Here is a 12,094-nt window from a genome sequence, read left to right as displayed (position 1 = left end):
GGTCAGCCCTTCACCACGACAGTGTCGTTGCCGCTGTTCAGAGCGTCGAGAAGCTGACTGCGCAGGTCATCGATGAACCGTTCGATCTCGTCCACGTTGTTCAGGCTCGCCGTCGACACCCGCACCGTGGTTGTCTTGGCTGCAGGCGTCGTGAGTCGGATCGCCGCCTCCAGCGCCCGAGAGGACCGCTGTGGGATTGCGTCTAGTTCAGCGGTCCACCCCTGGAGCGGCCGGGCCTGCGCGGCCACCAGAACGGCCGACGGATCGGCAAGGTTGGGCTCGGGCTCGGCTCCGAGGTGGTGTTCCGCCAGGAGCGCCTCGCGCTGCGCCTCGTCGAGAGCCGTCCACGCGGGCTGCTGTGCGAGGCTCGCCACAGCCGTCGCGCGGGCATCACGCAACGCAACTGCTGCTTCGTGGATGGCATCGCGAAGTGTGTCGGCGAGGTCCTTGACGATCGGGGCGACGGGGTCGGCGTCGGCGAGTAGATCGCGGCTCGCGGCCAGCGCGTCGAGCCGGTCACGGGCCGCCGACGCCGGCACCAGGCCCGCAGCCGACGTCGCAAGCGAACGCGCCAACTCGAGCGAGGGTGTCCGGCTCTTGAGCCTCCGTTCCAGGTCCCCCAGCCGCTCGTTGAAGCTCGTCAGGTCACTCTTCGCAGCGAGAAGGGCGTGCACACGGTCGTTGCCCGAGGTGCTCACGATCACCTGGATGTTGCCTGGGACAGCGATGTCCGGGCGCGGAGCGGGTCCGCTTACGTCCTTCGCGCGGTCGACGAGCGACTTGACGGCCTGCTCGACCGCTGAGACGAGCCCATCGTTGTCGGTCGAAAAGCCGAGGTTGCTCAGCAGCTGGCGCGCCTGAATCTTCTCAGCGGGCTTGAGAACTGTCACTTCACGACGAAGCTGCACATTGCCGAGACGGGTTTGCTTCAGTACGTCGGCAGTAGTCGCGTCGCTTCCGTTGAGCGTCGCTCGAATCACCCCGGTGTCGAGGAGCACCCCGAGGGCGGCCATGAGCGCGTCCCTCGGCCAGCCGAGGGGCTTCGAGGTGACGGCCTTTTCGACGTCACTAGCTGCAGTCCCCGCTGGGCCGATGCGATTGAGTACCTCCTTGACGACGCGGTGCTGCTCAGGGTCGCCGTCGTATTGGACTGCTTTGAGGGCGTCCACCGCCGATCCGGACTTCACCCGGGCGATGACTTGCGGCCACCGGTTGTCGTCAGCCTCGGTGAACCGTGGGAAGAGCCGTGTCGCAGCGGCCTGCGCGCCTGCCTCGATCCCCTCGCGCAGGGTGACTCCGCTTGGTGTCGTCCCGCCGCCAAGTAGAACGTTCGCCTTGGAGATGACATCGCGGACGTATGCGTTCACCTGGTCTGTCGCCCGGTTGAGGCGCGTCTGCATTGCGCTCCGGGCCTGCCTGCCCTCGTCGTCCTGCGGAATTCCTTGCTGGTCGATCACCCGTTGCGCAGCGAGCTTGTTGCGGACCGCTGCGGCGAAGGCGGGAGCCTGGAGACGGGGGAGGTGAACGAGGACGATCGGCGAGTCGACGCCGAGGCTTCGGGCGGCCTCGTCGAACTGCTTCGCGGTGATACCTTCGTCCCACTCGGAGCGCAGCCACACTGGGATCGCCTCGGAGTCCGGCGGGAGCGACGGGTCGGCGTGAAGGGCGAGCTTGCGCGACTCCTTGGCGCGACCCTGCTGGATAGTCGCGGGCAGAGCCCGATTGACCTCCGCGAGCAGCAGGGAGTCGCGCTCGGTGCTCACCTCGCTGTCGGTCACTTGCGCGTGGTGCCTGCGGAAAGCTTCGTCCCACTCGCGGCCCGCCTTGGTCTGAAGACGGAACTCCTCGCCGTCCTGTTGAAGAATGCCCTCTGCGGCGAGCGCTTCGAGCACTGTGGGGACTTTCTGCCGGAGTCGGTCCCCGTCGTGGGCAAGGTCTTCGACTAACAGATCCACGAGGTGGTCTGCCGTGGCGCGCACGCCAATGTCGCCGTGCCCGGACGTCGGCAGCAGACCGATGAGGTGGATGAGGCCGAGGATGCGCCCCCGCAGGTCGTCCTTCTGTCCCTGCTCGTGGATCAGCGTCTGCGTCTCCTTGAGGAGCAGCCCTGCGCCGTTCAAGTCTTCGTTTTTCTGTGTGTAGAGGAAGTCGGCACCGACCGCCGTGCCGACGGATTCAGGAGCGACCATGCGGTTCGCCTCGTGGACGATGCGGAGCTGGGAACGCAATTGCCCGGCGCGGCCGGCGTCGGCCTGGCGGAGCACGCTTTCCCAGAACCGACGACGCACCGGGAGCAGCGGGTAGTCTTCGGCGAGGTCCTTGTCGTCAGCGGCGGTGTGCTGGATCTTGCTGCCGATGAGCTGCCGGGAAATCTGCCCGGCGACCGACGCCAACGTGGTGTCGAGACCGGACTTCTTCGCGGGCTCCTTGCTGAGCAGCACACGGCGGACGACGGCGTCGACGTCCTGGTTCTTGAGGACGACCTTGACGGTGAAGCGGTCCTGGATCTTCTGGAGCGTCGAGTCGGCCGTCAACTCTTGCTGGCCCGTTGCCACGAGTAGTACCCGACCGTCGAGTTCGCGAGACACCGACTCGACGAGGTTTTGAACCTCCATAGCTCGGCCGCCGTCGCCGCTGATGTACTGCTGCACCTCGTCGAGGACGATCAGCGACGGCGGAATGTGTCCGTCGCCGGCGTATTGAAGGATCTTCTTGAGTAGTTCGACCGTCTCATCCGTGGAGAATGAGCGTGCGCTCGTCGGGAACTGGCTGCTCAGCTGGCCGCGCACATCCTTCGCCGAGCTCGCAAACTCCGGATCGACCGCGAGGATGGCGTTCGCCAGCTGCCTGCTGAGGTGATACTCGGCCAGTTCCTCGATGATGTCGCCGCCATCGGCCACGATGTGCTCGCGGACAGCGTCAAGGTGCCCGTTGTCGGCCAGCCACAATGCCACTTGAGCGGGCGCGACACGCGTGGGCAGCCCAGCTGCCCCGAGGACGATGGAGAGAAACACCGAGTTGAGGGTGTCGCCGCTGCGGTCAAGCGCTCCTGCGGCCGCCCACGGGGCGGCGCCATCTCGGCGGCCGAGCGTCGTCAGCTCGGTCAATTGGTCTTGGATGCCTTGCGAGGTGTTGGCCAGCCCTCGCGCAGTCGCGCCGTTCGGGAACTTCGTGTCGGCCCACAGGTGCTGCAGAACGCGGACTAGGTGGGACTTACCGCTGCCGTAGAACCCCGAAACCCAGACAGCAGGCTGTGTCGTTCGGTTCCGGTGACCGGTGTAGGAGTCGAGGATGCGCTGGAGACCGTGCTCATACTCGCCCTCGCAGACAAAGCTTTCCAATTCGTACTTGAGGACATCCCACTGGTTGGAGTCTTCGGGACGGTCGACATTGGTGACACCGTCGTTCGGAATTTCGAAGCTCAGCGGGGGCCGCACGAAAAGATCGTTGTTGATCGTCACGAGATGTCCTTCTGCGGATCGATGACGCGGGCGCGGTAGTTGAACCCGTCGCGCGCGTCGAGCAAGCGGAATGAATGAGTCTCCGAGTCGTGAAGCCCAGGAAAGAGAACGAGGAGGCGGCCAGTCACAGCGGAATCGACGGACTTGATCACGCTCGATGCCCGGAGGAACGGATAGATCGAACCGATCCCCACCAGTGCCACGACGGCATTCGTGGGAGCCGCTTCGAGGGCATCGCGGATGCGCGTGACCAATGTCGTCTCGAACTGGTCGAGGATCGACTGCGTGAGATCGCTCGGCTCCTCGTAGAACGCCTCCGCATGCCGATGCGAAGACAGCCAGCGCCCAAAGTCATCGCTGACGTCAACGACGAGCCAGTCGCGGCCCGCCTGGGTTGTCGTCAACTCCATGCTCGGAAGAGCGTGCCGCATCCGGCGTTCCAGGTCAGGCGGGTAGACCAGCATCCAGACGCGCTCACCGCCTGAGACGTTGTCCTGCCACGTTAGGGACAACTCGGCTTTGTACGCATCGACAAGATCGGCGACTGGGCTCATCCAGCACCACCTACGGCGGGGAACGATACATCGATGACGTTGCCTGCGACGAGGAGGTCGACGAGTCCCTGGGTGTGCGCGTCCCGCAGCGCCTCCAAGGAGTGGCCATGTGCGAGTTCGAGGATCTGCGACCAAGGGTTGTCGAGAACGCCGAGGCCACGCCCGCCGGCGAGGTGCCCCAGGTATGCCGCGTAGGCGATGGCCGCCGGGCGGGCTTCCACTTCGGTCCGCACCTTCTTGGCGCGACCCGCGAGGTGGCCGGTCTGGGTCCAGCAAGCCCCGGTGTTGCGACCAGTCTTCGCCAGCGTCGACGCCGACATTTCGTGGCCGAACTGTCCGGCAACAGCTTCGGTTAGGTCTGCCGACGTCACGCTCGAACCCGCAGGGAGGTCCGAAATCGCGGCGAACGAAGCGCGAAGCACCTCGTCACGGGTGAAGGCCAGAAGCCCCGCAAGGAGCGAGCGCGACGAGGGGTCGATGTTCCAGAAGTGCCGCAGCGCCGCGAACTCCGAGCGGCCAGGGTCTAAGAAGTACAGCTCGCGGAGATGGCGGAACGAACGCTGCCGACCGGCCTGAGTTGGACGGCCGAGGACGTTGCCTTCTACGACCGCCTCGCGGTACCGCTCGGCGGGCGCATCCGACGGCACCTCGCGCAGAAGCTCAACCAGGTGGGGGATGCCGATCGTATGGCTCGCAGTTGTCCGCAGCGTGCCGAGGACTGAATCGCTCTCAGCGATACGGGAACTCGTCATCTCTCGGTATTTCTCCTTCCCCACACGCACACGGCGCCATCAGTCCACAGCTCCGCATCTCGACTGCCCGATGCGATGCACTCCATCCCGGGTGTCATTGCAGCAGGAGCCACTGACATTGAGCAGTCATGAGACGCCTTCCCCCGCCGCACCGCCACGGCGCACCCAGTCGTCGATCTCGCTTGCTTGGAACTTCCAGAGGCGCCCAACCTTGTGGGCCGGCATGGCTTTCTCAGCGATCCAGGTGTACACGGTGTCCTTGGTGATCCCGAGGTGTGCGGCGATGTCGTCTGCGGACAGCCACGGCTCAGCCACGTCGATCCTCCCTCGGACAGCGTGACCCGGGCAGGTCAACGGCCTCAGAGCTTATCGGAGGTCGGGCCGTTTTAACTGGGTTTTTCCGGGCGTGGCCTAATCGAGCCGGGTGTGACTGGGTGGGTTACACCGCAACGGACGAGAAGCCGATGAAGTCCACGGACCAGGAGCCGGTGATCCGCGCCGATTCAGCAGGTCCCCAGGGGACTCGGAAAGTTGCGGCGCCGAGGAGTGCGATAGTCAAGCCACACTGCGGACGTGTGATTGAAGCAGTTCCTGCAGATTCTTGACCAGCAACCATCGGTCGTCTCCAGCCCAATCGAGACTGTCAGTCAGGGCGCTTCTGACCTCGTGCCGCTTGCGGCTGCCTTGATTGGCCAAGGTGATCAGTTGAGGTCGAGTCACGGCGCGAAGCGCCAGCACGGTCTGCGGGAACAGAGCGATCCGGTCATCGGTACCGACGGTGAATTTGGGTTGGTCAAGAGCTCGCCGGAGTCTTTCTGGCTGGGCGTTCTCACCAATCATGTACGCATGGTCGCGTACGGCGTCCCAGGTGCCTTCGTACAGCTCCCGGGTTACGTCCCCTGATCGGACCATGCGGCGCAGGGCCTGCTCGGCCTTCCAGAGGTCGGCGTCGAGGACGGCAGCGCGTTGAAGTTTGCCTAACCATTGGCCGTGCCGACGGCAAAAGGCGAATCGGATGTGGGGGTAGGTCGCTACCGCTGTGCCGGCGGTGCATGACAGGCATGCGGTGCCGCTGGTGGACTGCTTGTCCCAGGGGCCGCGGAGGTTCCGGTGCCCGATGAGCGCCCATGCGTGCGCTGATTCGAATCTTCCAGGTTCGGGTCCACCCAATTCGGAAATCATGACTCCGAGTTCGCGCGCACCGCAGCCTCCGGTGCGCCGTCGTTGTCGGACAATCGTTTCCATCCACGGACGGTCGATTGAATTCGCTGTGCATAGCCGCGTGAAATACGACCCAGGGGTCTCGAGGTGAACCGGGCGGACGGGCACTGACTGGCGTGGCAGCTCGTCGAGATTCATGCAACGCCGATCTGCCCGACCCCGACAAGGTGCTCCTGCGTGATGATCTCGCTGCCAGTGTCATCACGGTCGGTGATCGCGTTCGCCATCGCGAGGGCAAGAATGCTTCGAAGGTCGCCGATTTTTCCTCCAGTCATCGTCAGCAGGATGTCGGCGTAGGGGGCGAGATGAGCGGGTTCGGCATCGAGCAAATGCATTGCGTCGCCGAGTGAGTTGACCAGCGAGGCCCAGTGACCGCGTGAGGTGTCGTCGCTGCTGAGGAATGGACGCATCTGTGTCACTTGGCATCTGGCCATGATTTGCTCTGCTGGCCGGCTGGAGAGTCCTTCGAGCAGGTCGACGCCGGCGAATACGCAGATCGCCCCCGAGTCGTTCATGATCGTCTTCAAGGAGTTGACCGCATCGTCACCGGTCTTGCCGTCGAGTTTGAGCATCTGAAGCTCGTCGATGATCAGCATCTGGGTGTGTCGCCGACGCAGAGCGTCGAGAGCCTGATCGGTGAGCTGGTGTTGCGTGGCGGACTTGAAGTTATGCGGGATCCCGTAGAAGTTGAGGATCGAGCTGGCGATCGACTTCGGGGATGCCTTCGGCTCCATTTCGATGTAGGCCACGGGTGCACGTCCGGTCTCCCGGAAGTCGGGCGCGCGTTTGCCTGCCCACTGCTCGACTTCGGCAGCGAGGCGGATCAATGCAGTGGTTTTCCCGATGTGTGGCGGGCCGGTCAGGACGATGCCACGCTCACCCACGGTGCTGGGGTCATGGACGCGCAGTAGTGATAATCCGGTCATGGTCAGTCGCCGCAGCGCTGGGGTCCTCACGATCAGTCCGTTGCTGAACCATTGCAGCCGCTGGTCGTCATAGAGAACCTGTTCAGCTTCGGTGCACCGGTCGAAGTCGGTGCGGCTAAGGACGTCCGGCCGGATGATGCGGTTATCGATCCGCTGACGCAGCCCTTCCAAGGTTGTCTTGCGGCCAGGTGTCGCAAATGCGTTGTGGATCATCGTCTTTGGCCTTTCATGCAACCGTATAGTCGTCGGGGTGTTCACGCACCGGCACGGCAGTCGGAAGCTGCATTGGTTCGACAGCTGCTGGGCGGGGGAGCGGGTCACGTTTGCGATTAGCACGTTCGGCAGCACTCTTTGTGGCCTTCTTCTGCGCGGCTTTGCCCGACGAGGTCCTTTGTGTGCCCTTGTCGGTGCCAGAGCGTGTCGCTTTCACACGATGAGATTCGGCGTCGAGGAAGTCCTGCGCCCACTGAGTGTGCGGATCGTCCGCCTGGGCCGTCGCGGAGAGGCTCGCGGTGGTGCTCGTACCGAAAGGCAGGGCGGCGAGCCGAATTGATCGCGCGAAGCAAGTGATCCATTCACCGTTGTCGGGGTGGCGAACCCAGATCCGTTCTGTGTCATAGGGATCTTGACGAATCTCGTGCTTGCCTGGCCGTCCCCGGACTTCGTTGAGATCGGGGGAGTCGTAGATCTCGTTGCTCAGGTGGATGCCGTCTGATTGGAAAGTCCGGTCGTGCCGGGGCATCAGTGAGATGTAGTCGGACTGGGAGATCGGGATCGGGATACCGGCGCTGGCGTCGAAGGTCGCCGAGTACATCTGGTTCGGCGTAAACGTCCGTCCCGGATGTTCGCGAAGCACCAGTCCCTTGTGCGGACGATTCTGATAGACGGTGACGATGAACGACCACATGCCGTCGACCAGCTGCGTGAAAGGTATTGGTGCGCGCGGGTTGCGGCCACGATGGTCAGGGGAGTTGCCGACGTAGGCATCCAGGCGCGACAGGAACAGGCTGTTCATGCTCTTGAAGAACCGCTCGACATGAGGCTTCGCCGTCGGAGAATGCGGTGGTGCGTCCACGACGCTCCACCCGAGCATTTCTGCGGCGACCCGGCTGGCCAGAAAGTCTTTGCCGCGGTCCATAGTCAGCGTCTCGATGGAAATGAACGGCATCGCCGGAGCATCCCCGGCGGCCTGTCCCATCGCGATCATTTCACTCGAAGGGAGCGTCTTCGAATTCGACAGCCACAGTGCCGGATTCATGCGATCAATGGCACGACGTGGTGCAGCGATCCGAGCGAAAAGCACGGTGTGGTCGGTAGACGATGGCGCACCGGCGTGAATGTGGAAGCCGGCAACGCTCCCGGAATAGACGTCGACCGCAGCGGTCATGTAGGGGCGGATGATCTTGCCGTCGGGCATCGCGGTTTCGATGTCGAGGGTGTTCGAATCGATCTCGACGTATTGCCCTGGGTAGAAAGCGAGGATCGGCTGGAATGCTCGGTTTGGCCGGTTCGATTCTGATCGGCGGTGACTGGCGGTCTTGGTCAGGCCGGCTGCTTCCAGCATCGGGGTAAGCCAACGTCGTATCGTGCGGTCACTTGGCCAGTTGACGTCTTTCCCCGGATTGTCCTGGCGGACAAGATGTTTGACCTTATCTATGAAATAGAGGACATCGCGGCTGGTTGCACCGAGATGATCAGCGATGACACGCTGAGCGGCTTCCTCGATCTCAGGTGCGATTCGCCGTGGTTCCTGACGGCGCAGGAGCCGCCGGTCGACGAGCCCGGCGATACCTTCCGTTCGGTACTTGGCGACTTTCCGGAACAGGCTTGGCCGCGACGTTTTGATTCCCGCGGCATCGAGTTCAGCAAGCTTGCGCTGCACGCGTTCTTCAAGGGTCGTCTCTGGGCCGTAGCCGTCACGCGGCTGGGCATCCGGGTCGTGTGGATCGATCAGGCCGGACTGCACCTCGTTCACGTGTTGCAGCCAGAACAGGACATCCTGACGAACTTCCGACGCAAGCATTGCGAGCTCAACGCGGTTGCGCGCCGCCCGGGCATGCTCGGTGTCTGCATGATGATGCTCGAAGGACTCTTCCTGGGAGATCGTCGCGAGATCGACCCAGACGGGCGAGCCGCTTGCCACGGGGTTCAGACGCGTACCACGCTCACCGTGGGCGTCGACTATCCAGTCGCAGCCATCCCAGGTGACGATATCTCCGAGATTCACGCTCCGCAGTTGCATGGTTCTCCCTTGTGGATGGCGTGTTCCCTGTGAATGAGTCCAGCGTGTTTTAGAGTCCCGTGGCCCGGTTTCGGGCCGAGAAGGGACGATGAGATACATGGCTGGACGCAAGCGGCATTCCGCGGAGGACATCGTGCGCAAGTTGCGCCGCGCGGACGAGTTGGCTGCCGAGGGCAAGACTGGCGAGGAGATCGCCGCCGAGCTGGGCGTATCGCCGGCGACGTTGTACAACTGGCGCCGCGCCTACGGCGGGATGGACACCGACGCCGCCCGCGAGCTCAAGGAGCTGCGCGAGCAGAACGCCCGCCTCAAGCGGCTGTTGGCCGAGGCTGAGCTGGAGAAGGACGCGTTGCGGGAGGTTGCGAAGGGAAAATTCTGAGCCCAGCTGCCAAGCGCCGCGCCGTGGACATGCTCAAGGACACCTTGAGCATGTCGGAACGGTTGGCGTGCAAGGCCGTTGGGCTGGCCCGCTCCACTTACAGAAACCTGCCGATGGCGCTGACCCCGTCCGATCCGGACGCCGATATGCGGGTTTGGTTGCGCTCGTACGCCACCAAACACCCGTGTCATGGGTTCCGGCGTGCCTGGGCGGCGTTGCGGTACGACGAGCGCCGTGAGGTGAACAAGAAGAAGATCCACCGGCTTTGGCGCGAGGAAGGTCTGCAGGTGAAGGTCACCTCGCCGCGCAAGCGGTCGGGGGTGTCATCGTGCCCACCGGAGGTCATCGCGGATGCGCCGAAGGTGGTGTGGGCCATCGATTTTCAGTTCGACTCCACCGTCGACGGCAAGGCCATCAAGATCGCGTCGATGCTTGACGAGCACACCCGTGAGTCGCTGCTGAACATCGTCGAGCGGTCGATCACCGCGCAGCGACTGGTGGCCGAGTTGGAGAAGGTGTTCGCCGCGGCCGGCGGGCCGCCGATGGTGTTGCGGATGGACAACGGCCCTGAGTTCATTTCGGCTGCGCTGCAACAGTTTTGCGACGGCAAGGTCGGGTTGTCCTACATCCCGCCGGGCACGCCGTGGAACAACGGCTACATCGAATCGTTCAACAACCGACTACGCAAGGAGTGCCTCAACCGCAATCACTGGAACACCCTGATGGAGGCCCGAGTGGTGATCGGGGACTTCAAGGCTGACCACAACCTGCGGCACCGGCACTCGGCGCTGGGCTACCGAACACCCGCCGAGTACGCTGCCGTCTGTACGTGCAGTCACACCCCGATGGCCTGCGAAATCAACTGAATCTGGATCAACAAACCCGACTCTAATTCCGGGTGGACTCAGAATCGGGGACTCGCCATGGACGCTTTCAAGTAGGCTCGACTCGGTAATAACCTGGTCAAAATCAGTGCGTAAATGCCTGTGCCACAGCAGATGTCGAATATGTGCGGCTGCAATATACGGTCGCTTGAGATCGGCTTTGAGCGCTCCGTCGCGGAATGTGCATCCGTCGGCGAACACCGCGACCAACCGGTCAAGCTCGGGCTGCGTTGGGTGATAACGCGTATGCCGTGCTGCACGAAGCCATTCGAGATTGCGCAGCTTGGTCGGGTGCAATTCGTGCAGCACCTGATGCTTCCAGCCGACCGTGCGACACACGTCCGCCGTCTTCGCGAACTGCTCGACCGTCGCATCGGTCATGCGACCCGATGGTTTGACGTCATAGAGGACCTGGTCACCGCTGCGGAGCGTGGCGAAGAAGTCAGGGAAGTGGGTCGAGCCGTCGGCGAAGCTGATTTTCATGGGCTGCGAGGCGATCTGGCGAACCAGGCCGTCGAAGTCCAGCGACAGCAATGATTCGGCTTCCAAGCCTGATTCGCACCACACATGCGTGCGCTGCGAGGCGAAATACTGCCGCGAATGCCGATTCAGCCGGTTCTGAAACTGGACGCCGGAACGCCAGGGCAGAGCTCGGTGGAAATGCTCATGAAGCAAGGCGGGCGACACTGCAGCCGATCGTTCGTTCCCGTCGGCGGTGATCCACGAGACCGTGTCGATCCCGATCTGCGCCGACGAATCTGCCGATGACTCCACGGACGTGCAACTGGACATGAGCCAGACCATATTGCGGGGGTACGACAAGCTGACGGGCCCGACAGTCTCAACTGTCTGTCACTGAGTCTCAACTAGGGTGTCAAAGTCTCAAATAGGTTGTCATCCGACAAGGGCCGGGGCGGGTGCAGCATCGGACCACGGCAGACCACTATTCGAGTAACTGACATAATGTCGATTATCGGCGTTTGGCTTTCGCCTGGTACGCGAGGGTGGACCAAGACCGTCGATCTCTTTGTCGTTTTGCAGTTGATCTCTGACTTTTTCACTCGTTCGAGGACCAGCGCATAATCCTTTCCACTCCTTCGCCTACTGGATGTCGCATCTCGTGACGCTTCCGCGCCGATGGCGTGATCAGCTTTCGCCCGCGGTCCGCCCCGCACCGTCCTCGATCGCTGCGGCCGCGTGGCCCGACTAATTCGTCACTGTGACGTATTAGTCGGGCCGGGCTTCTCCATTAGCCCCCTCGTATGGCGGTTACGCTCCGCACTCATTGCTGTCTTGGATCCTTTGCGCAGGGCGGTCCCGGGCGGCACGCCTATCCGCGTCAGCAGAGAGATCATCAAAGTCCGAGGCCAGTTGGGCATAGCCAACATCAAGGGCTTGTTCATGCAGTGCGTCTGCCCCGGCCCTGAGCAGCGCACGAAGCACGTCGGCTTCCGTTGGAATTTCGGCTGGGACCCACCCTTGCCGCTCGGTCCATCGTCGCAGAGCTTCCGCCGCGGGCGAATCCTGACTGAGGTATGGGGATATCACCGCTTCGTCGGCTTCCCTCAGGATCAGGCTGACGCGTCTAACCACGTTGTCAATGATGACATCAACCGCCACCCTCGCGTTTAGTCACTGTGACGGTTTGGGTCGTATTAGCCGGTGGCCTTGTCGG

8 protein-coding genes and 1 pseudogene are annotated in these 12,094 nt (G+C 63.1%); 1 reads left to right on the top strand and 8 read right to left on the bottom strand.

Going from position 1 to position 12,094, the window contains the following annotated elements:
* Positions 1-2 precede the first annotated feature (2 nt).
* The 7 genes from brxC to ACJH7A_RS20020 all read right to left on the bottom strand — a co-directional run bounded on the left by brxC (position 3) and on the right by ACJH7A_RS20020 (position 9,156).
* On the bottom strand, positions 3-3,461 hold the full coding sequence (gene brxC, locus ACJH7A_RS20050; RefSeq protein ID WP_406774602.1) for a BREX system P-loop protein BrxC: 3,459 nt from the start codon (positions 3,459-3,461) through the stop codon (positions 3-5).
* Positions 3,458-4,015 (bottom strand): BREX protein BrxB domain-containing protein, encoded by a 558-nt coding sequence (locus tag ACJH7A_RS20045; RefSeq protein ID WP_406774601.1) that lies wholly within the window; start codon positions 4,013-4,015, stop codon positions 3,458-3,460. The genes brxC and ACJH7A_RS20045 overlap by 4 nt, the downstream gene beginning before the upstream one ends.
* Positions 4,012-4,767: a hypothetical protein gene (locus ACJH7A_RS20040; protein ID WP_406774600.1), complete on the bottom strand. Its 756-nt coding sequence runs from the start codon at positions 4,765-4,767 to the stop codon at positions 4,012-4,014. Before ACJH7A_RS20040 ends, ACJH7A_RS20045 begins: the two co-directional genes overlap by 4 nt.
* A gap of 126 nt (positions 4,768-4,893) precedes the next feature.
* The gene (locus ACJH7A_RS20035; RefSeq protein WP_070917645.1) at positions 4,894-5,082 is read right to left on the bottom strand and encodes a helix-turn-helix domain-containing protein; all 189 of its coding nucleotides are present in this window, start codon (positions 5,080-5,082) and stop codon (positions 4,894-4,896) included.
* Between the two features lie 240 nt (positions 5,083-5,322).
* Positions 5,323-6,012 (bottom strand): hypothetical protein, encoded by a 690-nt coding sequence (locus tag ACJH7A_RS20030; RefSeq protein ID WP_074304472.1) that lies wholly within the window; start codon positions 6,010-6,012, stop codon positions 5,323-5,325.
* A 110-nt stretch (positions 6,013-6,122) separates the two neighbouring features.
* Positions 6,123-7,127 carry an ATP-binding protein gene (locus tag ACJH7A_RS20025; RefSeq protein WP_236741111.1) on the bottom strand — a complete coding sequence of 335 codons (1,005 nt, stop codon included), beginning with the start codon at positions 7,125-7,127 and terminating at the stop codon, positions 6,123-6,125.
* A gap of 13 nt (positions 7,128-7,140) precedes the next feature.
* A complete protein-coding gene (locus ACJH7A_RS20020; protein WP_074362046.1) occupies positions 7,141-9,156 on the bottom strand; it encodes a Mu transposase C-terminal domain-containing protein in 2,016 nt (671 codons plus the stop codon).
* 97 nt (positions 9,157-9,253) lie between these two features.
* Here ACJH7A_RS20020 and ACJH7A_RS20015 point away from each other — a divergent pair.
* Positions 9,254-10,401, top strand: a protein-coding gene (locus ACJH7A_RS20015) for an IS3 family transposase (protein ID WP_109557130.1) whose coding sequence is annotated in 2 segments (ribosomal slippage) — positions 9,254-9,521 and positions 9,521-10,401 — 1,149 coding nt in all. Because the reading frame shifts where the segments join, the coding sequence is not laid out codon by codon here.
* Positions 10,402-10,530: 129 nt separating this feature from the next.
* Here the strand turns inward: ACJH7A_RS20015 and ACJH7A_RS20010 are convergent.
* Positions 10,531-11,211, bottom strand: a pseudogene (locus ACJH7A_RS20010) (TnsA-like heteromeric transposase endonuclease subunit); the annotation flags it as partial.
* Positions 11,212-12,094 lie beyond the last annotated feature (883 nt).

Source organism: Mycobacterium sp. SMC-17 (genome assembly GCF_045310915.1).
Classification (GTDB): Bacteria; Actinomycetota; Actinomycetes; order Mycobacteriales; family Mycobacteriaceae; genus Mycobacterium.
Note: the sequence above shows the minus strand (reverse complement) of the source record. Positions and strands in the feature narration are given on the sequence as shown.

Excerpts from the sequence above, each read along its gene's own strand:
- ACJH7A_RS20045 (WP_406774601.1), bottom strand. The coding sequence starts at position 4,015 with ATGAGCCCAGTCGCCGATCTTGTCGATGCGTACAAAGCCGAGTTGTCC.
- ACJH7A_RS20040 (WP_406774600.1), bottom strand. The coding sequence starts at position 4,767 with ATGACGAGTTCCCGTATCGCTGAGAGCGATTCAGTCCTCGGCACGCTG.
- ACJH7A_RS20030 (WP_074304472.1), bottom strand. The coding sequence starts at position 6,012 with ATGGAAACGATTGTCCGACAACGACGGCGCACCGGAGGCTGCGGTGCG.
- ACJH7A_RS20025 (WP_236741111.1), bottom strand. The coding sequence starts at position 7,127 with ATGATCCACAACGCATTTGCGACACCTGGCCGCAAGACAACCTTGGAA.
- ACJH7A_RS20020 (WP_074362046.1), bottom strand. The coding sequence starts at position 9,156 with ATGCAACTGCGGAGCGTGAATCTCGGAGATATCGTCACCTGGGATGGC.